At 61.6% G+C, this 23,295-nt stretch carries 13 protein-coding genes and 2 pseudogenes; 9 read left to right on the top strand and 6 right to left on the bottom strand.

Annotation, left to right across the window (positions count from 1 at the left end):
• From AC1RO5_RS00455 to AC1RO5_RS00435, 5 genes and pseudogenes are all read right to left on the bottom strand, one after another.
• The gene (locus tag AC1RO5_RS00455; RefSeq protein ID WP_493171766.1) at positions 1 to 8,286 is read right to left on the bottom strand and encodes a two-partner secretion domain-containing protein; all 8,286 of its coding nucleotides are present in this window, start codon (positions 8,284 to 8,286) and stop codon (positions 1 to 3) included.
• Positions 8,287 to 8,317: 31 nt separating this feature from the next.
• A complete protein-coding gene (locus AC1RO5_RS00450; protein ID WP_493172410.1) occupies positions 8,318 to 10,027 on the bottom strand; it encodes a ShlB/FhaC/HecB family hemolysin secretion/activation protein in 1,710 nt (569 codons plus the stop codon).
• 400 nt (positions 10,028 to 10,427) lie between these two features.
• Positions 10,428 to 11,855, bottom strand: coding sequence for an FAD/NAD(P)-binding protein (locus AC1RO5_RS00445; RefSeq protein ID WP_493171763.1), 1,428 nt, complete (start codon positions 11,853 to 11,855; stop codon positions 10,428 to 10,430).
• Between the two features lie 14 nt (positions 11,856 to 11,869).
• Positions 11,870 to 12,005, bottom strand: a pseudogene (locus tag AC1RO5_RS00440) (ABC transporter ATP-binding protein); the annotation flags it as partial.
• A gap of 132 nt (positions 12,006 to 12,137) precedes the next feature.
• On the bottom strand, positions 12,138 to 12,701 hold the full coding sequence (locus AC1RO5_RS00435) for a helix-turn-helix domain-containing protein (RefSeq protein WP_493171761.1): 564 nt from the start codon (positions 12,699 to 12,701) through the stop codon (positions 12,138 to 12,140).
• Here AC1RO5_RS00435 and AC1RO5_RS00430 point away from each other — a divergent pair.
• The 7 genes from AC1RO5_RS00430 to AC1RO5_RS00400 all read left to right on the top strand — a co-directional run bounded on the left by AC1RO5_RS00430 (position 12,696) and on the right by AC1RO5_RS00400 (position 20,042).
• Positions 12,696 to 13,724: a DMT family transporter gene (locus AC1RO5_RS00430; RefSeq protein WP_493171759.1), complete on the top strand. Its 1,029-nt coding sequence runs from the start codon at positions 12,696 to 12,698 to the stop codon at positions 13,722 to 13,724. The genes AC1RO5_RS00435 and AC1RO5_RS00430 overlap by 6 nt on opposite strands.
• A gap of 242 nt (positions 13,725 to 13,966) precedes the next feature.
• A complete protein-coding gene (locus AC1RO5_RS00425; protein WP_493171757.1) occupies positions 13,967 to 16,897 on the top strand; it encodes a monovalent cation/H+ antiporter subunit A in 2,931 nt (976 codons plus the stop codon).
• Positions 16,897 to 17,241 (top strand): Na+/H+ antiporter subunit C, encoded by a 345-nt coding sequence (locus AC1RO5_RS00420; protein ID WP_019649262.1) that lies wholly within the window; start codon positions 16,897 to 16,899, stop codon positions 17,239 to 17,241. Before AC1RO5_RS00425 ends, AC1RO5_RS00420 begins: the two co-directional genes overlap by 1 nt.
• Positions 17,238 to 18,923 (top strand): monovalent cation/H+ antiporter subunit D, encoded by a 1,686-nt coding sequence (locus tag AC1RO5_RS00415; RefSeq protein WP_493171755.1) that lies wholly within the window; start codon positions 17,238 to 17,240, stop codon positions 18,921 to 18,923. The genes AC1RO5_RS00420 and AC1RO5_RS00415 overlap by 4 nt, the downstream gene beginning before the upstream one ends.
• Positions 18,920 to 19,408: a Na+/H+ antiporter subunit E gene (locus tag AC1RO5_RS00410; protein ID WP_493171753.1), complete on the top strand. Its 489-nt coding sequence runs from the start codon at positions 18,920 to 18,922 to the stop codon at positions 19,406 to 19,408. Before AC1RO5_RS00415 ends, AC1RO5_RS00410 begins: the two co-directional genes overlap by 4 nt.
• Complete coding sequence (locus AC1RO5_RS00405; RefSeq protein ID WP_493171751.1) at positions 19,405 to 19,683, top strand: K+/H+ antiporter subunit F; 279 nt, start codon at positions 19,405 to 19,407, stop codon at positions 19,681 to 19,683. The genes AC1RO5_RS00410 and AC1RO5_RS00405 overlap by 4 nt, the downstream gene beginning before the upstream one ends.
• Positions 19,680 to 20,042, top strand: coding sequence for a Na+/H+ antiporter subunit G (locus tag AC1RO5_RS00400; RefSeq protein ID WP_493171749.1), 363 nt, complete (start codon positions 19,680 to 19,682; stop codon positions 20,040 to 20,042). Before AC1RO5_RS00405 ends, AC1RO5_RS00400 begins: the two co-directional genes overlap by 4 nt.
• A gap of 83 nt (positions 20,043 to 20,125) precedes the next feature.
• Here AC1RO5_RS00400 and AC1RO5_RS00395 read toward each other — a convergent pair whose 3' ends face one another.
• Positions 20,126 to 20,563 carry a DUF3995 domain-containing protein gene (locus tag AC1RO5_RS00395; protein ID WP_493171746.1) on the bottom strand — a complete coding sequence of 146 codons (438 nt, stop codon included), beginning with the start codon at positions 20,561 to 20,563 and terminating at the stop codon, positions 20,126 to 20,128.
• Positions 20,564 to 20,658: 95 nt separating this feature from the next.
• Between AC1RO5_RS00395 and AC1RO5_RS00390 the strand changes: the two genes are divergently transcribed.
• Both AC1RO5_RS00390 and AC1RO5_RS00385 read left to right on the top strand, forming a co-directional pair.
• Entirely contained in the window at positions 20,659 to 21,045 is a 387-nt protein-coding gene (locus AC1RO5_RS00390; RefSeq protein ID WP_493171744.1) for a DUF2946 domain-containing protein, read from the top strand.
• A gap of 89 nt (positions 21,046 to 21,134) precedes the next feature.
• Positions 21,135 to 23,268, top strand: a pseudogene (locus AC1RO5_RS00385) (TonB-dependent receptor).
• Positions 23,269 to 23,295: the final 27 nt, after the last annotated feature.

Raw genomic sequence — 23,295 nt, 5'->3', positions numbered from 1 at the left:
CTAATCCACCACGTCTATTCGAACCTTCGTTCCGTTTGGTAACTCTCTACATTGAGCACCAATACAAGCACCTGCCCCACGGTTGTCGCTAGCGTTGATATGTCTTACAGAGGACCCTTGACCACCTTCTTGGAACATTGCAGGTGGATACTCATCACGATCAAGGCCTGGTTTGGTTTCAATACCGCGCAAAGAATCACGCCTACGTGATGTCGCATTCGCGCGATCTATGGTCAGAGTGTCAGGCTTACCCGCGTCAATAGCATCTTCGATGTGTTGTGCTGACTCAGGAAAGCGGCTTTTGCTGACTGATACAACCTTTTCAGCATCACTCCCAGCCGCACCTACCTCTTTTGCATCCCCAATCCTCGCCTCAGCCGCCACCAACTCCGCCAGATTACCCCCAGCCTTCGGCCTCAGTCCACCCTCGGCGGTTTCGTAATAAAAGACACCATCAGAGCCGACGACTTCAGTATTACCGGTCCTGGTATTAACGACCCGACGATAGCCATCCGGCAACGCCCCCGTCTCGTTAAATGCCGCTCCTGCTGAACTACCCTCACGATAACCCGCTGGAAGTACAACATTGTCAGCGGCTTTAGCGACCGCACTCTCCGCCCCCAATTTGGCCAGCGTCTTAACCCGGTTCACCGGCAGGAAGTTCAACGCAAATTCAACATCGCTTTGCGCCCGGATCGCGGCGCTGGCGGCGGTGTTGCCCTGCATGTCGTACAGGCTTGCCAACGCCGCTTTGGTTTGGCTCGCCTCGACGCTGCTCATCAACGAGTCCAGCGGATGTTTGGTCAGCCCGACCAGGCCATTGGCGATTTGTTCGCTGCCTTGCGCCGGATTGCTCAGCAAGGCCCACGCCGAACCCGCTGCCTCCGACAAAGCCTTTCCCGTGCCTTGGGCGCTGCCGGTTACCGTGCCCCAATCTGTCAGGCCCGGGCTGACAGCCAGGTTCTTGCGGTAGAAGTTGGCGTATTCACCACTGAGATCACCCGCGTAGAAGCCCTGCAGGTTGACGACGTTGATGGAGTTGTCCGCGTACTGCGCCGCATGGGTGCTGCTGTAGTTGGCGATTAACGCGGCGGTTTCGGTGGGGGTGTAGGTTTTCTCGGGACCGGTTGCCGGAATATCCGTCGCCGCTGCGGGTGCGTACGTGGCGCCCAGCGGTGCCAGCGCGATGCCCAAGTGTTTGACCGTCACAGCATCGGGCGCAGCACCTTGGCCGCTCAGCACACCGTTCCAATCTTTGTCGGTGTAATAAACCAGCGCTTTGGCCAGGCGTCTTTCCGCTTCTGCAGGGCTGAGTCCGGCTTCCTTCGCCAGACTGTCGGCCTGTTTCTTCAGAAGCGGAATTTCGTCTGGATGAAGTTGGCGGTTGTACTGATCGGCCATCAGCGAAACCCAGGCCGCTTTCTCGACATCTTTACCGGCAAGACCAGCGGCGGTCAGGCCGACGATTTGTGCGGCGGCCTCGCGATATTCCGGCTGCTTGCTGAAGACATCATTCAAGGCGCCAGCCATGGCCTGGCTGGCACCGGCGGCCACCGCACCGGTCGCGAAGTCGCCGCCCGTGGCTGAGGACATCGCGCCACCCATCATGGCGTGCAGCGCGGTTCGTCCGGCGCCACCCTCAGCCCACAGTGCCATGCCGACCGAGTCTTTATTGGCCGCAGCTTTGAGGTACTCTTTTTGGGCGAAGCTGCCGACCTGGCTGAACCCCACCGCCGCGGCAACGGTCCCGGCCTGGGTCACAAGTTCATCGACCAGGTTGTCGCCCAGGCTGCCACCGTTGACCGCGGTTTTGACCACGCCCGAGGTAACGCCTTGTGCGCCGGCATGCACGGCGAAACCACCTATGCCCTCAAGGGTGGATAAGTCGAAACCCTTGGTGATGCTGTTGTAAGGCTTGGTTGTCCCGCCCAATTTCGGGTCGATCACGCCGGTGGTAAACCCGGCGACCATCCCGGAAATGGCAGCATTTTTCAGGCTGTCGCTGCTGAACGTGTCTTTAACAGCCGCGCCCAGATTTCCCTTGTTGTTGATTACGCTGACGGCCCCCGTGCTGGCCATGGACGTCATCGCCGCCGTCGCAATGACGTTACCCCAGCCTGCCCCAACATAGGTCGCCCCTGCGGCCACGGCCTCGGCCGTCGTCGCCGCCGCCATCGCGGAGGCAGTGCCAGCCTGAGCCCCGGCCGCCGCGCCCGCCAGGCCACTGGCCGCACCTGCGGTGAGGATCGTCACGACGATGATGATCGCCAGCATCGCGCCCTGACCCAGGCTGGAGTGGCTGTACTTGAAGGAGTCATGCACCTCCTTCACTTGGCGCCAGTCCACATCGCCGCGTTTTTCCGCTTCCTTGATCCAGGCCAGTTGCGGGTCAGCCTTGACCATCGCATCGATGGTCTGGCTGACGGTGTTTTGATTGATCTGTTTGATGTCGATTTTCAGCCCATCGACAGCCCGAACGGCCAAGGCACCCTGGGCAACCAGCGTGCTCTGACGCAACGTTTCATCGGTATTGCCCTTGCCCTTGGAGCTGGTCCAGGCCAGGTCGCTCTTGCTCTTGGTGTGGCTTTCGTCGTGGTAGTCCTTGACCCCCTCAAACGTGATGGCGCCGCCGCTTTCAAGGATCAGGTCTTTGCCACTGTTGAGCTTGGCAACCTGGTAGCGCTGATCACCGGCACTGGCGAGGGTGAGATTGCCGCCGGTGTTGATTTCGGTACCCACATGGGTGATCTGCGTCACCTCATCGCGCTGAGCCTTCTTCGCCCCCCAGTTCCCCTTCTCCTTCATGTCATACAGCGTGTGCGTGCTGTTCTGCGCCGCCAGCAGGTTCAGCTTGTTGCCGCTGTACAGATACGCTTCGTTGCCGGCGATGATCTTGCTGGCGATGAGGTTGGTGTCGCGAGCCGCCTGAGCGTTGAAGTTATTGCCCGCGCTCAGGACGCTGGCGACCTGAGTGGTGCGGTCGTTTTCTTCGGTGATGCGTTTTTTGCCGTCCTTGGTTTTGCTCTCGACGTTGTGAATGTCGTCAGCAGAGGTCACGTTGAAGTCTTGGCCGGCCTTGATGTCCAGGTTGTTCCCGGCCTTGACCTGGCTGGCAATGACATTGACGTCGCGGCCCGCATCCACGGTCAGGTTGCCACCGACAGTAACGGTCGCGGCGAGGTTCTTCACGTCGGTGGTGATGCTCGACTTGTGGCCGCCGTCGCGGAATTCGTGTTTCTCGCTGGTATCGGTTTTGGCCGCCAGGTTGATGTCCCGGCCCGCCGTCAGGGTCGCGTTACCGCCACTGTTTAATGCGCCGTGGCTGGTCAGGTCGCGGCCGGCCGCAACGGCCAGGTTTTCCCGGGCGCTGATGCGGCTGCCCGCATCGGTCAGGGTGCGCATGCCGGCGCCGTCGCGAACCCGGATCGCGGTGCGGTCGTTGATGATGTCGCCCCTGAGCGCGACAAGGCTGACCTGGCTGGCGCGGATCTCGCCGGCCATGGCGTTGCGAATGCTGTCTTGCGCCAGAATTTGCAGGTCGTTGCCGGCCTCGACCAGCCCACCCTGATAGACGCTGCCGGCGCTTTGAATGTTGAGGTTGTTGCTGGCGCGCAGTGTGCCGACGTTGATCAGATCGCCGCCGGTGAACAGGTTCAGGTCACGGCCCTGGACCAGGCTGCTGCCACGTACGTTGCGGGTGGTGGTCTGGGCCAGGTACAGCACTGGCACGAGGACTTTTTGCCCGTCGACGATGCGATTCTCCATCCAGACGATGTCATGGGTCAGCGCGCTGACTTGCTCGCCCGTCAACGAGACGCCAAGGCTTAGACGCAGTGCGTCCTTGCTGGCGAGGGCGTTGTCCATCAAGTAACGGTATTGCTCATAATCGCTGGTCAAGCCGCTGGCGAGAAAACGCTGGCCAGTCTGCGCCAGCACCGCATCGCGAATCAGGCGCTGCTCGTACAGGCCATCACCGAGTCGGCGCCAGTTGCTGTCGGCGTTGACGTTCAACTGCTTGAGCAGGTAGTCCGAACCAAAGAACCGCGACAGGTTCGTGAGGTTCGGGTTGGTTTCGATCAGGTAGTGACTGGTCGGATCGGGGTTCTTGATGAACATCCCGTAATCGCCGTTGGGCAGCTGGAAGGTGGGCCCGGACGTAGGGTCCACGGAGATGAACGGGATGCCGCTGTAATCCACCGGTTTGAAGACGCTCTGTACGCTGCTGTCCGTCGCGATACGCTCGCTGGTCACAGCGCCGGCATCGCTCGCCTGCGGGTTGAGGTTGATGTTGACCCCGCCAACCCCGACGCCGGTCTGGTCATCGCCCAGCGTACCGGTCAGTTGTTCGAGCGTATTCTGGTGCAGCGTTCCGTTTTGCACGGTGCGCGTGACGTTCAGGTTGACGGCGCCGCCGGCCTGAATCGTGGCGGCGTAGGTTGGCTGAAGATTGTCGGTCCAGACGGTGACGTTGCTTTGTTCGCGGAAGCGGCTGTCGCTGGAGCGCGATTTCAGCAGCTCGAAGCGGGCGTCGTCGTAGTTGCCGGCGGCCACGGCCGCGTTGAAGGCCGGGATGTCGACGTACTCCATCTGGTCCCAGTAGCCGGTGGAAATGCGCCCCGGAGTACCGATCTTGATGGTGTTCTGCCCGGTGCGGGTGGACGCGCCCTGATTGAGCAGGTCATCGGCAATGATGGTCAGGTTGTTGTTGGCGGCCAGCAGGCTGTAGCGGTTCTGCACGCTTGAGGCCTGGATGTTGAGGTCTTTGCCGGCAACCAGACGCGCCGAAGCAGAGTCCTTGGTGGCGCGCTCGATGAACGTTTGGCCGATGGTGATCTGGCCGCGTTTGAAGGAGTCATGACCGCCGCAGTGTTGGCCGCACACCCAGCTCAAGGTGCCGCTCACCCGTTCCTGGCCCAGTTCGAATTCGGCCTTGGCGTTTTCCAGCGAGGCGGCATAAAGGCTGATGTTGCCTTCGCTTTCAATCGTCCCGGAGAGGTTGCGCAAGCTTTGCGCCTGACTGTCACCGATACCGGCGAAGCTCAGATTGCCGACGCTGTAGAGGTCGCCATACCGGTTGAGCAGGCTACTGGCGCGCAGGGTCATGTCACCACCGCTGAACAGCAATGCATCGGCACCGTTGGTGATGCCGCCGGTGGCGGTGAGGTTGACCTTGCCTTGGGCACCCAGTGTGCCGCGGTTGTCGATTTGCGCCGCGTCGATGCGCAGGTTCTGGCGTGCAGTCAGGTAACCGAGGTTATCCAGCGTACCGCTCAGGTTGAGGCGTATGTCGGTGCCCGCGCCCATGCGTCCGCCGTTCTGGCTGATGTCATGGGCGGTGATGCCGAGTTTCTTTTGTGCGGATAACCGACCGCTGTTGAACAGATCGCCCGTAAGGTTCAGCGTGAGGTCGCCATCGCTGAGCAACTCGCCGCCGTTGTTCAGGCTTTCAAGGTTGAGCACCAGGGCGGTGCTGCTGGCCAGGCGATCGCCGGACCGCAGCGTCAGCGAATTACTGGTGTACGTCAGGGCCTCGTTGAGCTGTGCACGACCCAGCCCATCCACCGCGCCAAAATTCCAGTCGCCACTGCCCAGGCCGGTGATCCCACCACCGGCACCGGTCAGGCTATCGAGGTGCAGGGTACATAACCCGGAGTTGGCGTGCTCGAGGGTCCCGCCTCGGTTATCCAGCGAGCGGGATTCGAAACTGAACGACGTATTACCCACCTCAATGGTGCCGTTGCGGTTATTGACGGCGCCGTTGAAGTCGACGGTGCTGATGTCGTCTGGCGAGACGCGAAGCGTACTGGCCTTGTTGCCTAGCGCACGGATCCGCCCCGAAGCGCTGTTATCCAGCGTGTCGCCCTGAAGGGCCAGCCAGCTATTGGATTCGATCAGGCCACCCTGGTTGATCAGTTGGCTGGCCGACAGGTCAACGGTGTTGCCACTGAGCTGTCCACCGCTGTTGTCCAGCGTGGAGCCTTTGAACACCAACGCGGTTTTGGCGAAGAGTTTGCCGGCGCGGCTGATCAGCGAATCGACGGTCAGCTTCAGTTCGCCCGTCAGGCTGGCGATCATGCCGGCCTTGGTGCCGTCGCGGCGGTTATCGAGATTGCCGGCGGTCACCTCGACGGTGTCGCCCTGGATCGTACCGCCAAGGTTGTCGATGCTGCCCTTGCCGAGCTTCAGGCTGGCAAGCCCCGCGTCGGCGAGGAGCATGCCGCCGTTGTTGACCAGCCGTTGAGCATCGACCTCTATGGTTTTACCGAGCACCGTGCCGGCGCTGTTGTCCAGCCAGCCACCTTGCAGCAAAAGGCCGCCGTCGCTCTGAATGCGCCCTTTGTTATTGAGCAGCTGCGCCTTGGTGGCCGTCGGATCGAAGATCAGGCTCATGCCCTGGGCGCCTGCCGCCAGCAGCCCTGCGTTGCGGTTGTCGAGCCCCGAGGCGTTCAGATCAATGCGCTCGCCGACGATTTTCCCGCCGCGGTTATCGACCTGCCCACCCGGCGCGCGAATGCTGACCTTGGCCCCCAGCACGCTGCCGAGCTGGTTATGGAGGCTCGAAGCTTTCAGATCCAGGTCACCTTTGACCGCCAGCAGTCTGCCGCCCTGGTTGATGACCTCCTGGCCCGTGACTGACAGTTTGTTTTGCGCCTGGAGAGTGCCCGAAGTGTTGTCGAACCTGCCGCGGGTGTTCACCTGCGCATTACCGGCGCTGGCAGACAGCAGGCCAGAGCGATTATCCAGCGTGGCGGTATCGACAATGAGGCCGCCAGCGTCGATTTGCCCGTTACGGTTATCCAGCTGGCGAGCGGTGATTGTCAGGCTTCCGCCCAGCACCTGGATCAAGCCTTCGCGGTTGTCCAGGCTGTCAAGTTGCAAGGACGCCGCCTGCCCCGCGCCAAAGCGGATCACCCCTGTCAGGTTGACGATGGCTGGCGCATTGATCACCAGCGACCGGTCACCGACGATTCGCGCGGCAGCACCCTGGTTGGTCATCCGGGCGCTGGCCAGATCGACCGCCGCGCCCTGAACCATGCCCTGATTGGTCAGGCCTTTGCTCGCACGGATACTCAACGAGCGACTGGCTTCGAGACTGCCGCTGTTGGTCACGGAGGGGCTGGTGATGCTGAGGTCACCCGTGGTGTTGCGGCTGTTATTGGCCTCGATGCCCGCGGCAATCACGCCGGAGTTACTGAGTTTGTCGGCATTGATGTCGATGCGGTTGCGTGCGGCCAGGCTCTGCCGGTTGACCAGCTCGCCGGGCGTGCGCACATCGACACTGCCGGCGTAAACCTTGCCGGTCATCTCGACATTTTGCGCGTTGACCCGCAAGGCACCTTGGGCCGATGTCTGCGCCATGCTCAGATGGCCGCCGGCATCGATTTGAATATCGCCGGCACTGGCGGCCATGTTGCCCGCCAGCTTCACCCCGACACCCTGCTCGGTGCCCACCAGTTTGATGGTGTTGGCATACATCCCGCCCAGCGCCGCCGCATCGATTGCCAGTTGAGGCTTGTCGGCATCACGGGCCGCGCGAGGCGTGGTAGCGAGGCTGTCGGCGTTGACGTTGTTGGCACCGGTGATGACATTCAATTGCCGGGCATGGATGTTTGCGTTGATCTTCGCCGAACGGGTAATCAGGTCGAATTGATCAATGTTGGCCGCATCAAGCCCCATGCCATCGATGGTGATGCTGCCGCCATCCACCTCGAAGTGATCAAGCTTGCCGCTGCCGTCGAGCACAGGCTTGCCGGTGCTGAGGGTCACGCGCGGCGTGTTGATGAAGCCGCAACCGTTACAGCTCACGCCGTAAGGGTTGGCAATGATGACCCGCGCTGACTGGCCTGCCACTTCGGTGTAGCCGTTGAGCTGGCTGGGGCTACCGCCGTTGACTTCGTTGAGGATGGTGCCGGCTGCCCGTCCACCGAGCTGGCTGTTGCCCAGGATGTGGCCGCCCAGTTGGGTGTTCTGCACCGCGTTTGTCGCGTTGTTGAGGATCACGCCCTGTTGACCGACGTTGTAATCCTTGAACTGGTTGTGCGAAAGCCCGGCACCGTTGGGCGCGGCAATATTGATCACCGGTACGCCGTTGCCGGCCTGCCCCAGGCTGGTCTGAGTACCACCGCTGACGGCGATGCCCTCGGCTTGGGCCCAGATCGGCTGCCAGAACATGACGTTGGCCAGCAGCAATGCCAGCCAGCGTTTGGGCATGCCCAGGAAGTGCGTGCGAGGGGCCACGGCAGCCGAAGGCTGGCGGGACAGAAAGGCAAACTGGTGAACATCCATATTCAAAAATCCCGACGCGACGACAAATCAATTAGAGAAACAGGTCGACCTGGAAATAGATCGGCGCCTCGCGCTCGGTGAGCACGGTGGGGCGTTCCAGCGAGTGGGCGAAGGTCAAGCGCGTGCCGAGGTACTTGCCACGGGCAAAGAGCTCCAGAGAGTTGCTGGACATGCGGCCATGCACTTCGCCGTTGTATCGGTCATTGCTGATCACGCCTTGGTCATAGCCGACACTGGTGCCGTACTCGCTCAGGACCGGGCGCAGCCAATCGACGGTCACCGGGCGGGTCCAGCGCAGCTCATTACGCCAGTAGCCGCCGCTGTCCCCGGACAAGAACTGGTCTTTGTAGCCACGCACCGATGAGCTGCCACCCAGGCTGATGCGTTGCGGGCTGAACAGCACGTCTTCACTGCGCTGGCCCGTGGCGAGGCTGCTGAACGTGAAGGACTCGCCCAGCCAGTTGAATGGCAACAGGTAACTGGCCGTGGCGGTGTACTTTCGATAGCGAGCGTTGGCGGTAAGGTTGCCAGCCTCATCACGACGCTGGTCATTGCCTTGCGCATCCAGCGCGCCGATGCCCTGCTGCATGCCCAGGTCCAGGTTGACGAACGAATGGCCGATACGCCGGCCGTGGTTGATACCCAGCTGGGCTTCGGTAATCCGCTGGCTGCTGTTATCCAGGCGGCTGTCTTCGATGTAGTTGTTGGTGCGCAGGTGGGAGAAGCCGGCATTGATCGAGGTTTTGCTCACCGCATCGCGATGGACGAGGCGCTCGGCGCGCAATTGATGACTCTCGCTGTCGCCGCTCTGGCTGAAGCTGAAACCATTGCCTTGGGCCTGGGAGCGGTATTCGCTCTGGCTGTAGGTATAACTGAAGTTCCACCAGCCCCAAGGCACGTTGTAATAGAGCATGGCGTTTTTCGAGGTTTTCTGGTGATCGCTCACCGCGTCATGGCCGCCGCGCAACATCAACTGGTCGGCCAGCCCCAGCGGGCTGTCCCACTCCAGGCCTGCGCCCCACTGCTGTTCACCGGTGCTTTTCTGACCGTCGTTGTTACGCGACAGGCTGGCACGCCAAGGCTTCTGTGGGTTGTTCTTGACCAGCACGCTACTGCCGCCGACCTGAACGCCGGGGGTCAGTTCCATTTGCGCCTGATTGGAGGGCAAACGGTTCAACTGATCCACAAGTTGTTCTATTTCACGCAGATTGAGCAATTCACCCGTGTTACCGGGGAAGGTCATGGACAGTTCCCGATCGGAGATATGGCTGTCGTCGGCGCCCTTCAAACCCTCGAGTTTGCCCTCGACTACAAACACACTTAAGTGGCCGCTGGAGAGGTCTTGCTGCGGCAAGTAAGCGCGGCTGGTGATCATGCCCTTGCCGATGTAATGGTCGGTGATGACCTTCAGCAATTCGTTGAGTTGCGAGACGCCCAGGCATTGACCGATATAAGGCTTGAGCAAGTGCTCGCGGTCGGCAGCGGACAGACTGTCGGCGCCCTTGAGTTCGATGTCTTTGATAGGAAAGCAACGTGTATCCACCGGGGCGGCCGGTGTTGCGGGCAATGTTGGCTTGCCCGGCAGTTCCTTGAGTTCTTCCAGTCGACGCTGCTGTTCTTCAATCAGGCGGTTCTGGCGATCGCGGATCAAGTCCTGGTCGCCCGGCGTTGGCAGGCTGGCGCCATAGGCACTGCTCTGTGTACCCAAGCCAAGCAATAGCGCGCACAGCACCGGCCACATCCGTGGGGAGATAAACATAACGCTCCATGTCATAAGTGCTGAGGGCGCTAATTGATGCCCGCAGGGGAAGGGTCGTAGTCACCCTGAAATTGATGTCAGAAATACTGGCCAAGTGACAACGGCCATCATTGGCGTGAAACAGACCGCACACATTTTGAAAGATTCAGCCGACAGAAAAATTATTATCAGCTGCGTCAGAGCCACTGAGCGACGCGACGGGCTCGATGGCGTCTTCGGTGCAGTAATTCAAGATTGGACGGGATAAGCACCAAAGCCCTTGCATTGCACATGGGTGGCGAGGGGGCTGCTGTGAACCGATTTTTTACGAACATCGCAGATCAAACAGGTGCAAGCGAACCTGCTCGCGACAAAGCCCAAAAGAACCCCCTCCAACTCTCGTTCAATCCGCCAACCGCGCCGCAAGAGATTTTGCCTGGCTCGCCACGTCGGTCACCGCTGTACTCTCCCACCACATGCCGCGCAACGGCGGCCCCATGGCGAACAAACGGCTAGCGACCTGCCCATCGGCGCTTAACACCGCGCCATCAACTGCGGCGGCAATGCCCAATCCCAACGGCCCCGGACGCACCAGCCCGCGCGCCAATAACTGCTGCGGCAATGGCCGCGCCACTCGCCGCCAGTCGTATTCGATGCCGCTGGAGTTGATCAGCGCCGCGCCGTGCACCACGCAGGTTTGCGCCTCGCCACGCCGACGAAGGCGGATGCTGACCTCACCGTCCGACGCAGGCTCCAGTCCCTTGAACGATGCGGCATGAATCCGCAATCGCCCTTCCCCGTGCAAACGCGCCACCAACTCGGCACTCAACGGCGGCGAACGATGGTGATGGCTTTCCCACCACGGCCGCACATGCCGCACAAACTGCCGGCGTTGCCGATCCGTCGCCTGACTCCACAACCGCCCGATATGCGCCCGCACCGTGTCCAGCGGTGCTTGCCAGTCGATGCCTTGAGCGATGGCATCGCGGCAATGCCGACGTAGCTCGCGCACCAGCTGACGTGGTGTGCGAATGCCGTGATCCTCGGCGAGAAAATCCACCCACGTCGGCGGTTGCCTGCGCACATGCGGCAGCAAACCATGCCGGGAGAACACTTCGATCGGCCCGCGATGCCCGGCCTGCTCCAGCGACACCACAGCATCGACCATGGTCAGGCCCGAGCCGATGATCAACACCGTCGACTGCGGATCGAGTTGACGCATGGCGGCGACATCCCACGGGTCGAGCGCCGCTGCGTTCAAGCCGCTGGACTCGGTCTGCGGTGTACGCGCGGCGGGGAACATACCTGTGGCCAGCACCGCATAGGCGCCTTGCAAACGTTGCCCGTCACTCAAGGTCAGCAATACAGCGTTGTCCCGGGTTTGCAGGTCGATCACCTCGGCCCGTACATGCTCGACACTCGAACCATTCAATGCGCCCTCCACCTGCGCCTCGGCCAAACGCTGCTGCACATAAACGCCAAACAGCCCGCGCGGCGGAAACAATTCGCTGATCGGCACATGCTGCTGATCCGACTCCGGCCAGCCACCCGCAGCGATGTGTTCGGTCAACCATTGGGTCAGGTCATCGGCGTTGTCCGGGTCGACGCTCATACGCGCCGCGTTACCGTTGAGCGTATGGCCCAGCTCCACCGCGCTATAGGCTTCGCCACGGCCCAGTTCTGCTCGCGGCTCGATCACCAGAATCCGGCGCTGACCGGGCAACCGCAACAACTGCGCCGCCAGCATCGCACCGCTGAGGCCGCCGCCAATGATCAGGATGTCCGCGTGGCGGATGGCGTCGCTCGCCTGTGCGCGTGGGATGTCAGTCATGGCGTGCTCACTGATCAATGTTTCCCTAGATAGAAGTCGTGCAAATCGCCCCGTGCCAGTAACTCACCGGACGCTAGCCTGTGAAGCGTACTTGAGTGCCACGTTAATATTTTGCTCGGCCATCAGGAAGCTCACCTGCTCGTCTCGATGCCATCCCCACTGTTTTTCAGGAGCCGCACCTGAATATAATTTTCTTTTATTTCAACAAGTTGAATAATTATTCAAGAAACACTTGCAGCTTTAAAACAGCAAAGTGTTTATCCAGTGTTAGCCGGTAAACAGTCAAATCACCACATTACGCACAAACCGCGCCGCCACCACCCCGTCATTGCGATAGGAATGCGGCTGGTTGCTGGCGAACATGAAGAACTCCCCGGCGGTGATGTGTTGCTGCTTATCGCCCAGCACCAGGGTCAGGCAGCCTTCAAATACGTAGAGCTGTTCGCTCCAGCCATCGGCGTCCGGTTGCGAGGGGTAAATTTCACCCGGTTGCAGGCACCATTCCCATAGTTCCACTTCACGGGTGGCGGTGGCTTTTGACAGTAAAACGGCTTTGCTGCCAGGAATTTTTCCGGCCCAGGCGACTTCATTGATGCGGCTCGGGTCGCGGGCGTCGGGGGCCTGGATCAGGTCGCTGAAGGCTACGTCCAGCGCTTCGGCCACGCGGTCGAGGGTGGTCAGGCTGACGTTCTTCTCGCCGGCCTCGATGGCCACCAGCATCCGGCGGCTGACCCCGGACTTTTCGGCCAGGGCGCTCTGGCTCATGTCGGCGGCGTGGCGCAAACGTCGCACGTTCAGGCTGACGTGCTGGAGGACCGAAGCCCGTTGGGTGGAATCTTTGTGCACTATATTGCTCACTGGGTGGCGTTGGGCAGTATACTGCCCAACTTCGGGCGCATTGTGCGTCTCCCTCAGATGGCGCGCAAGGTCATGACGTCAATGAACGCTTCTCATACTTCCCCCCGTTTCTCCCGGTTCAGTAAGGCCGAGTGCGTGCTGGTGCTGATTACCATGGTCTGGGGCGGGACCTTTTTGCTGGTACAGCATGCGATGACCGTCAGCGGGCCGATGTTCTTCGTCGGGCTACGTTTTGCCGCAGCGGCGAGCATTGTGGCGCTGTTCTCCTGGCGTCATCTGCGCGAACTGACGCTGTTCGAACTCAAGGCCGGGGCGTTTATCGGCGTGGCGATCATGCTTGGTTACGGCTTGCAGACCGTGGGTTTGCAGAGCATTCCCAGCAGTCAATCGGCGTTTATTACCGCGCTGTATGTGCCGTTCGTGCCGCTGCTGCAATGGCTGGTGCTGGGGCGTCGTCCGGGGTTGATGCCAAGCATCGGGATCATGCTGGCCTTTACCGGGTTGATGTTGCTGTCGGGGCCTTCCGGCGCGTCGCTCAATTTCAGCCCCGGTGAAATCGCCACATTGATCAGCGCCGTGGCGATTGCCGCGGAGATCATTCTGATCAGCACCTATGCCGGCCAGGTCGACGTGCGGCGGGTGACGGTGGTGCAATTGGCGGTGACGTCGGTGCTGTCGTTCCTGATGGTGGTGCCGACCCAGGAAGTGATTCCCGACTTCTCGTGGTTGCTGTTGTGCAGCGCTTTGGGCCTGGGCGCGGCGAGTGCGGCGATCCAGGTGGCGATGAACTGGGCGCAGAAGAGTGTTTCGCCGACTCGGGCGACGTTGATCTATGCCGGGGAGCCGGTGTGGGCCGGGATTGCCGGGCGGCTCGCCGGGGAACGCTTGCCGGCGATTGCGCTGGTTGGGGCGGGGTTGATTGTGGCGGCGGTGATTGTCAGTGAGTTGAAGACCAAGGGTAAGGCGGTTCTTGTGGTTGAGGACGATCTGGATCGCGAAGCCGAGCACTGATCGTTCCCACGCTCCCGCGTGGGAATGCCTCAACGGACGCTCTGCGTCTGCTCTTGGGACGCGGAGCGTCCCGGGCTGCATTCCCACGCAGAGCGTGGGAACGATCGATACCCCATCTCCATTGAAACAATGATAAACAGGGTTTTTCCGTCTACCTTGTAGGATTCTGCGACAGCTTGGCGTTTGGTGATCGGGGAGCTGGCACGTATGATGCTTCACAAACTTCCGCAGATTAGAAGCCTATGTCCCTGATAGTTCTACTGCTTCTGCCTTTTATCGGCAGCTGTCTGGCAGCCTTGCTGCCGCACAACGCGCGTAATACCGAATCGCTGTTGGCTGGCCTGGTTGCCTTGATCGGCACCGTCCAGGTCGCCCTCCTGTACCCGCAAATCGCCCATGGCGGCGTGATCCGCGAAGAATTCTTCTGGCTACCCAGCCTGGGTCTGAACTTCGTGCTGCGCATGGACGGTTTCGCCTGGTTGTTCTCGATGCTGGTACTGGGCATCGGCACGCTGGTTTCGTTGTACGCCCGCTATTACATGTCACCGGACGATCCGGTGCCGCGCTTCTTTGCGTTTTTCCTGGCGTTCATGGGCGCCATGCTGGGGCTGGTGATCTCCGGCAACCTGATCCAGATCGTGTTTTTCTGGGAGCTGACCAGCCTCTTCTCGTTCCTGTTGATCGGCTACTGGCACCACCGCGCCGATGCGCGAAGGGGTGCCTACATGGCGTTGATGGTCACCGGCGCGGGCGGTTTGTGCTTGCTGGCGGGGGTCATGCTGCTCGGCCATGTGGTGGGCAGCTATGACCTGGACAAGGTCCTGGCCGCCGGCGAGCTGATTCGCGCGCATGCCCTCTACCCTATTCTGCTGCCCCTGATCCTGATCGGCGCCCTGAGCAAAAGCGCGCAATTCCCTTTCCACTTCTGGCTGCCCCACGCGATGGCGGCACCGACACCGGTCTCGGCGTATCTGCACTCGGCGACCATGGTCAAGGCCGGGGTGTTCCTGCTCGCGCGTCTGTGGCCGTCGCTGTCCGGCAGTGAAGAATGGTTCTACATCGTCAGCGGGGCCGGCGCCTGCACCCTGTTGCTCGGTGCTTACTGCGCGATGTTCCAGAACGATCTCAAGGGATTGCTGGCCTACTCGACCATCAGCCACCTGGGCCTGATCACCCTGCTGCTGGGCCTGAACAGCCCGCTGGCCGCCGTGGCCGCGGTGTTCCACATTCTCAACCACGCCACGTTCAAGGCCTCGCTGTTCATGGCCGCCGGGATCATCGACCACGAAAGCGGCACCCGGGACATTCGCAAACTCAGCGGCCTGGTCAAACTGATCCCGTTCACCGCCACCCTGGCCATGGTCGCCAGCGCCTCCATGGCCGGCGTGCCGCTGCTCAACGGTTTCCTGTCGAAAGAGATGTTCTTCGCCGAAACCGTGTTCATCAACGCCACGGCCTGGATCGAGATGACCCTGCCGATCGTCGCGACCATCGCCGGGACTTTCAGCGTCGCCTACTCCTTGCGTTTCACTGTCGACGTGTTCTTCGGCCCGACCGCCACCGACCTGCCGCACACTCCACACGAGCCGCCGCGCTGGATGCGCGCGCCGGTGGAGTTGCTGGTGTTTACCTGTCTGGTGGTGGGGATCTTCCCGGCGCAAGTGGTCGGCTCGCTGCTCGCGGCGGCGGCATTGCCGGTGGTGGGCGGTACGCTGCCCGAGTACAGCCTGGCGATCTGGCACGGCTGGAACGCACCGATGATCATGAGCCTGATCGCCATGTCCGGCGGCATCGTGCTCTATCTGCTGCTGCGCAATCAGCTCAAGCGCGGGCGTTTCATGCACCCGCCAGTGATCAACCGCTTCAACGGCAAGCGCCTGTTCGAGCGCAGCCTGGTGGTCATGATGCGTCTGGCCCGACGGCTGGAGCGGCGGATCAGCACCCGGCGCCTGCAAACCCAACTGTTTCTGGTGGTACTTGCCGCGGTGCTGGCCGGGTTGATCCCGATGCTGCACAGCAGCCTGAGCTGGGGCGACCGGGCGAAAATTCCGGGCTCGATCGTGTTCGTGATCCTCTGGCTGCTGGCGATTGCCTGTGCCCTCGGCGCGGCGTGGCAAGCCAAGTATCACCGGCTCGCGGCCCTGACCATGGTCAGCGTCTGCGGCCTGATGACCTGCGTGACCTTCGTCTGGTTCTCGGCGCCGGACCTGGCCCTGACGCAATTGGTGGTCGAAGTGGTGACCACGGTGCTGATCCTGCTCGGCCTGCGCTGGTTGCCGCGACGGATCGAAGAGGTGTCGCCGTTGCCGAGCAGCCTGCGCAAGGCGCGGGTGCGGCGGGTTCGCGACTTGCTGCTGTCGACTGCGGTCGGTGGCGGCATGGCGCTACTGTCCTACGCGATGCTGACCCGCCAGACGCCCAACGATATTTCATCGTTCTACCTCAGTCGCGCCCTGCCCGAAGGCGGCGGCAGCAACGTGGTCAACGTGATGCTGGTGGACTTCCGTGGCTTCGACACCCTCGGTGAAATCACCGTGCTGGTGGCGGTGGCCCTGGCGGTGTTCGCCCTGCTGCGACGTTTCCGCCCTCCGAAAGAAAGCCTGCAACTGCCGGCCCAACAGCGTCTGCTGGCGCCCGATGTGGTCACCGATCTGGTCAACCCGCGTCACGCCAGCGACACCGCGCTCGGTTTCATGATGGTGCCGGCGGTGCTGGTGCGCTTGCTGTTGCCGATTGCCCTGGTGATCTCCTTCTATCTGTTCCTGCGCGGGCACAACCAGCCGGGCGGCGGTTTCGTCGCCGGGCTGGTGATGTCGGTGGCGTTCATCCTGCAATACATGGTCGCCGGCACCCAGTGGGTCGAGGCGCAAATGAGCCTGCGCCCGTTGCGCTGGATGGGCACCGGGCTGCTGTTCGCCACCGTCACCGGGCTCGGGGCGATGGCGGTCGGGTATCCGTTCCTCACCACCCACACCTGGCATTTCGAACTGCCACTGCTGGGGGATATTCACATCGCCAGCGCGCTGTTCTTCGACATTGGCGTGTACGCCGTGGTGGTCGGTTCGACGCTGTTGATCCTCACCGCCCTCGCCCACCAATCGGTACGCGGTCATAAAACCAGCGCGCAAACCAGGCCCGCAGCCAAAACCGTTGTCAGCCAAGGAGCCATCTGATGGAAGAAGTCATCGCAATCGCCATCGGTGTGCTGGCCGCGTCTGGCGTATGGCTGATCCTGCGGCCACGGACGTTCCAGGTGGTCATGGGCCTGTGCCTGCTGTCCTATGGCGTCAACCTGTTCATCTTCAGCATGGGCAGCCTGTTCATCGGCAAGGAGCCGAGCATCAAGGACGGCGTGCCTCAGGATTTGCTGCACTACACCGACCCGCTGCCGCAGGCGCTGGTGCTGACCGCAATCGTCATCAGTTTCGCCATGACCGCGCTGTTCCTGGTGGTGCTGCTCGCCTCCCGTGGCCTGACCGGCACTGACCATGTGGATGGCCGGGAGCCTAAAGAATGATGGCGATGACCCACCTGATCGTTGCACCGATCCTGCTGCCGCTGCTGACCGCCGCCGTGATGCTGATGCTGGGCGAGAAACACCGCCCGCTAAAGGCCAAGATCAACCTGTTCTCCAGCTTGCTGGGGCTGGGCATTGCCGTGATGTTGCTGCAATGGACGCAAACCACCGGTGTGCCCGGCTCCATCGGCGTGTACCTGCCGGGCAATTGGCAGGCGCCGTTCGGCATCGTGCTGGTGGTCGATCGCCTGTCGGCGCTGATGCTGGTGCTGACCGGGATCATCGGTGTCAGCGCCCTGCTGTTCGCCATGGCCCGCTGGGACGGCGCCGGTTCGAGTTTCCATGCACTGTTCCAGATTCAGTTGATGGGCCTGTACGGCGCCTTCCTCACGGCGGACCTGTTCAACCTGTTCGTGTTTTTCGAAGTGCTGCTCGCCGCCTCTTACGGGCTGATGCTGCACGGTTCGGGCCGGGCGCGGGTGTCGTCGGGGTTGCATTACATCTCGATCAACCTGCTGGCCTCGTCGCTGTTCCTGATTGGCGCGGCGCTGATCTACGGCGTTACCGGCACGCTGAACATGGCCGACCTGGCGCTGAAAATCCCGCTGGTGCCGGAAGCCGATCGCGGCCTGCTGCATGCCGGCGCGGCGATTCTGGCAGTGGCGTTCCTGGCCAAGGCCGGGATGTGGCCGCTGAACTTCTGGCTGGTGCCGGCGTACTCCGCAGCCAGCGCGCCGGTAGCGGCGATGTTCGCGATCATGACCAAGGTCGGCGTCTACACCCTGCTACGCCTGTGGACGTTGCTGTTCTCCGGTCAGGCCGGGGCCTCCGCGTACTTCGGTGGCGACTGGCTGATCTACGGCGGCATGGCGACCATCGTCTGCGCCGCCGTGGCGATCCTTGCCGCGCAACGCCTGGAGCGCATGGCCAGCCTGAGCATTCTGGTGTCGGCAGGCATTTTGTTGTCGGCCATCGGTTTCGCCCAGCCGAACCTGATCGGCGCGGCGCTGTTCTATCTGGTCAGCTCGACCTTGGCCTTGAGCGCACTGTTCCTGCTGGCAGAGTTGATCGAGCGCTCGCGTTCGGCCAATGAAACGCCGCTGGACGATGAAGGCGAGCTGCTTCAACGGCCTCTGGAATCCTTGCAGCCACCCAAAGGCTTCAACCTCGATGACGACCAGAAAGCCGTGGTCGGCCAAGTGATTCCCTGGACCATGGCCTTCCTCGGCCTGAGCTTCATCGCCTGCGCCTTGCTGATCATCGGCATGCCGCCGCTCTCCGGTTTTATCGGCAAACTCAGCCTGCTCAGCGCCCTGCTCAACCCGCTGGGCCTGGGTAATGGCAGCGACGAACCGGTATCGAACGACGCGTGGGGTTTGCTGGCGTTGTTGATCCTGTCCGGATTGGCCTCGTTGATCGCTTTCTCGCGTTTGGGTATCCAGCGTTTCTGGACCCCGCAAGAGCGGCCGTCGCCCTTGCTGCGCCGCCTGGAATGCGTGCCGATCATCGTTCTGCTGGGGCTGAGCATCGCACTGACGTTCAAGGCTGAACCGCTGCTGCGCTACACCCAGGCCGCCGCTCAAGCATTGAATAACCCGCAGCAATACGTGATGGCGGTGCTCGGCACCCGTGCGGTGCCGAGCCCTGAAGCCAGCGCGGTACTGGTAGAGGTGCAACCATGAAGCGCCTGTTTCCTGCGCCGTGGCTGTCGTTGTCCCTGTGGCTGCTGTGGCTGCTGTTGAACCTGTCGATGAGCCCCGGCAATTTGCTGTTGGGCGCGGTATTGGGCTTCTGCGCTCCGCTGATGATGCGCAAGTTGCGACCATTGCCGATCCGCATTCGTCGCCCCGGGGTGATCCTGCGCTTGTTCTTGCTGGTCGGGCGCGATGTGCTGGTGTCCAACCTCGCCGTGGCCTGGGGCGTGCTCAATGCCGGGCGGCGTGCGCCTCGCTCGCGGTTCATCAAGGTGCCGCTGGACTTGCGCGATGCCAACGGTCTGGCGGCGCTGTCGATCATCTGCACGGTGATTCCCGGCACGGTCTGGTCGGAACTGGCGCTGGATCGCAGCATTCTGTTGCTGCACGTTTTCGATCTGGATGACGAAAGCCAATTCATCCAGCACTTCAAGACGACCTACGAGCGCCCCTTGATGGAGATCTTCGAATGAGCGAATTGCTGTCGAACGCGATCCTGCTGAGTCTGTTCATCTTTTCCGTCGCGATGATTCTGACCCTGATCCGCCTGTTCAAGGGCCCGTCGGCCCAGGATCGGGTTCTGGCCCTGGATTACCTGTACATCATCGCCATGCTGATGATGCTCGCGCTGGGCATTCGTTATGCCAGTGACACTTACTTCGAGGCGGCGCTGCTGATCGCCCTGTTCGGCTTCGTCGGCTCGTTTGCCCTGGCCAAATTCCTGTTGCGCGGCGAGGTGATCGAATGAGCGTTGAACTGTCTTTGTGGGTGGAAATACCGGTGGCGATTCTGCTGGTGCTCAGCAGTCTGCTTGCGCTGATCGGCGCGGTCGGGCTGCTGCGGATGAAGGATTACTTCCAGCGCATGCACCCGCCGGCGCTGGCCTCGACATTGGGTGCATGGTGCGTGGCACTGGCTTCGATCATTTACTTTTCGGCGCTCAAGTCGGGGCCGGTGCTGCATGCCTGGCTGATTCCGATTCTGTTATCGATCACGGTGCCGGTGACCACGCTGCTGCTGGCCCGGGCGGCGCTGTTTCGCAAGCGCATGGCGGGGGATGATGTGCCGGCGGAAGTGAGTAGTCGGCGCACGGAACCCGGGAGTTGAACGCAAAAGATCGCAGCCTTCGGCAGCGTCCGCAAGCGCGTAGGAGCTGCCGAAAGCTGTGATCTTTTGATCTTGCCTTGCCCTTAGACCCAGGCCACTGTCAGCAACCCGGCCCCCAACACCACGCACAACGGCGAATACGCCCAGGTGTCGAGCCGGGCAAATTTCGAATCCTTGACCTGCTTGAAGAACCCCACCAGATTCGAATCGCCGATCGCCCGAGCGAACATCAGCAGCGCAATCGCGCTAATCACCCATTGCAACGACCAGTGATGCACCGTGGGCAGATACAGCCCGACCCGCAGGCACACCAGCATCGCAATCAGCAGCAAACCCACCGCCACCAGCAACGTGCCAAAGCCCGAAGGCTTGAACGCCGGCCTTGATGCCTCACCGCCCTCCCCGGGTACTCGGGGCACCACTGCCTCGCTACCCCACTTGCCACCCGCCGCCCAATACAAGTGGATCAAGCTGATGACCAGAAAGATTGCAGCAATCCATTGCGCGACCAAAAGACTCATATTCAAACGTCCCGTGTGAAATGTTGCAGCAGAATGAACTTCCTTGCGTGTTTTTGTAAGGGCATTCGCCATCGGCGGTGGTAAAGTGCCGCCCCATGAGATTCGCCCGAACTGATCGCACATTGATGGCCTGGATGCTTTATTGCTGCGTCCTGTTCAACGTGCTCGCCTGCAGTATCGGTCACGGGCAAATGGTCGGGATGCAGCTCAACGGCATCGGCGGCCAATTCTGTGCGGTTGACCCTGCGACCCAGGCACCGGTCTCCCCGAACTCCTCCGAAGAGCAACTGCCGACCCTGTCCAAGGCGTTCGCTTGCCCGCTGTGTTCCACCGGCGGCATGGGCCCGGCGTTCAACTCCAGCCTGACACTGGCGATTCTGCCGCAGCAGCATAGTCCACCCTCGGAGGTGATCGCCAACGCGGACCTCCCTACTCGCTTCATCTGGCCGTCGGCCAACCCTCGCGCCCCGCCTTTCGCCTGAGTCTCCTTGCCTTTTCCGATCAGCCCACCGCGCCCACGCGTGGCGTTTGCCTGTGCGCTGTTTCCTAGCCAAGAATTCAGGATTTATCGATGAAACATTCTCTTTTACTGGCGAGCCTGTTCGGCTGCCTGTCTGTTAACGCCTGGGCGCAATCCACCGTAGAGCTCGCGCCAATCACCATTGACGGCGAACAAGAAGCTAAACCGGGCTTGAGCCTGGACCAATCCAGCGGCATGGCTTCGCGGCTCGGCCTGAGCGTGCGCGAAACCCCGGCCTCGGTGGCCATCGCCAATCGCAACGATATCGAACGCCGTGGCGCGCAGAACTTCCAGGACGCCGCCAATACCCTGCCCGGGGTGAATGCCAGCGCACCGCCCGGCTTCGGCGGTTTTGTCTCGTATCGGGGTTTTACCAGCAGCCAGATCACCCAGATGTTCAATGGCATCAATGTGGCCGCCGGTCTGGCGCGGCCGGTGGATGCCTGGATTTATGATCGAGTGGAACTGCTGGGTGGCCCATCTTCGCTAATCAATGGCGCCGGCTCCGTCGGCGGCTCGTTGAATTACGTGACCAAACTGGCCACACGCGAGGAGCAAGCCGTCGAAGGTCGGGTCAGCTACGGCAGCTACGACACCACCGAAACCGCGTTCGGCCTCAATCACGCCCTGAGCGAGGCAGGCGCGGACGTGCAGCATTACGCGCGACTCGACGTCAGCCACAACACCAGCAACGGCTACATCGACCGTCAGGAGCGCGATGCCTGGAGCGTGGCGTTTTCGTTGCTCAGCGACCTGACGCCAAACCTGTCCCACACCCTGGCCCTGGAATATCAGGATGAACACGAAGACAGCCCCTACTGGGGCACGCCGGTGCTCAACCCCAAGGCCGGCGAACTGAAAATCGACAAGCACAACCGCTTCAACAACTACAACGTCGAGGACGGTCGCTACGAGCAACGGACGATCTGGGTTCGTTCGATCATCGACTACCGGATCAACGACAGCACCACCCTGCGCAATACCCTCTACCACCTCGACAGTCAGCGCGATTACCGCAACCTGGAAACCTATCAGTACAGCGCCGACAACCGCGCGGTGAACCGTTCCACCGCCTATCAGGTGCGGCATCAGGGGGAGCAGAACGGCAACCAGTTCGAGCTGCGTCACGACAACACCCTGTTGGGCCTGGACACCACCTGGTCCGGCGGTTTCGAGTACAAGGTCAACCAGATCACCAACTCGCCGCTGACCGTCAAAGGCGCCAGCACCGTCGATCCAAACAACTTTCAGCCGGGGGCACTTTTACGACATTCCGGGCACCAAACCGGGCTTTATCAGCGACAAGACCAACGAAGTCACCACCAAAGCCTTGTTCGTCGAAAACCGTCTGGCGCTGACCGACAAGCTGTCGTTACTGACGGGCCTGCGTTATGACGACATCGAGCTGGACGTGACCAACCACCGCACCGTGACCGCCAGCAACCCACGGCACCTCAAGCGCAGCTGGGAACCGGTGACCGGCCGGGTCGGCCTGACCTACCAGTTCATTCCGACAGCCAATGTCTATGTGCAATACAGCACCGCCGCCGAGCAGCCCAATGGCACTCAGGACTTTGATGTGTCCACCGGCAAGCAATGGGAGGTCGGCAGCAAGTTCGATTACCTGGACGGTCGCGGCTCGGCGACGGTGGCGGCTTACACCATCGAGCGCAAGGATTTCGCGGTGACCGATCCGCTGGACCCGACCAAGAGCATTCCGGTCGGTCAGCAGACATCCAACGGCATCGAGCTGGCCAGTTCCTTCAGGATCACCGAAAAACTGTTGGCCGAGGGCAACTTCGCCTGGGTCGATGCGCAGTACGACGAGTTCACCGAGAAAAATGCCGCAGGTGTGGTGGTGTCCCGCAAGGGCAATACACCGACCAACGTGCCGGACCGGGTCGGCAATCTGTGGCTGACCTATGACTTTGCGCCGCAATGGCAAGGAGGCGTCGATGCGCGTTACGTGGCGTCGGTGTTTGCCGACAGTGCGAACACCATGACCGTGCCGTCGTACACGCTTTATGGCACGTTCCTCAGCTACAAGGTCGACCGGCACACCACCGTCACCGGCCGGGTGCGCAACCTGACCAACGAGGTGTATGCCGAATTCGCCCATGTGTCGCCAGCGTATTACCTCGGTACTCCGCGCACATTTGAATTGGCGGTGCAGACCCGATTCTGACCCGCGCTCTAGCGGATGTACCGATCC

Source organism: Pseudomonas sp. GW822-FHT02G04 (genome assembly GCF_058802085.1).
The sequence above is the reverse complement of the archived record's forward strand: the minus strand, read 5'-3'. Positions and strand labels throughout refer to the sequence as shown.

Coding starts and splice junctions, on each gene's coding strand:
- AC1RO5_RS00455 (WP_493171766.1), bottom strand. CDS start 8,286: ATGGATGTTCACCAGTTTGCCTTTCTGTCCCGCCAGCCTTCGGCTGCC.
- AC1RO5_RS00450 (WP_493172410.1), bottom strand. CDS start 10,027: ATGTGGCCGGTGCTGTGCGCGCTATTGCTTGGCTTGGGTACACAGAGC.
- AC1RO5_RS00445 (WP_493171763.1), bottom strand. CDS start 11,855: ATGACTGACATCCCACGCGCACAGGCGAGCGACGCCATCCGCCACGCG.
- AC1RO5_RS00425 (WP_493171757.1), top strand. CDS start 13,967: ATGTCCCTGATAGTTCTACTGCTTCTGCCTTTTATCGGCAGCTGTCTG.
- AC1RO5_RS00420 (WP_019649262.1), top strand. CDS start 16,897: ATGGAAGAAGTCATCGCAATCGCCATCGGTGTGCTGGCCGCGTCTGGC.
- AC1RO5_RS00415 (WP_493171755.1), top strand. CDS start 17,238: ATGATGGCGATGACCCACCTGATCGTTGCACCGATCCTGCTGCCGCTG.
- AC1RO5_RS00410 (WP_493171753.1), top strand. CDS start 18,920: ATGAAGCGCCTGTTTCCTGCGCCGTGGCTGTCGTTGTCCCTGTGGCTG.
- AC1RO5_RS00405 (WP_493171751.1), top strand. CDS start 19,405: ATGAGCGAATTGCTGTCGAACGCGATCCTGCTGAGTCTGTTCATCTTT.
- AC1RO5_RS00400 (WP_493171749.1), top strand. CDS start 19,680: ATGAGCGTTGAACTGTCTTTGTGGGTGGAAATACCGGTGGCGATTCTG.
- AC1RO5_RS00395 (WP_493171746.1), bottom strand. CDS start 20,563: ATGAGTCTTTTGGTCGCGCAATGGATTGCTGCAATCTTTCTGGTCATC.
- AC1RO5_RS00390 (WP_493171744.1), top strand. CDS start 20,659: ATGAGATTCGCCCGAACTGATCGCACATTGATGGCCTGGATGCTTTAT.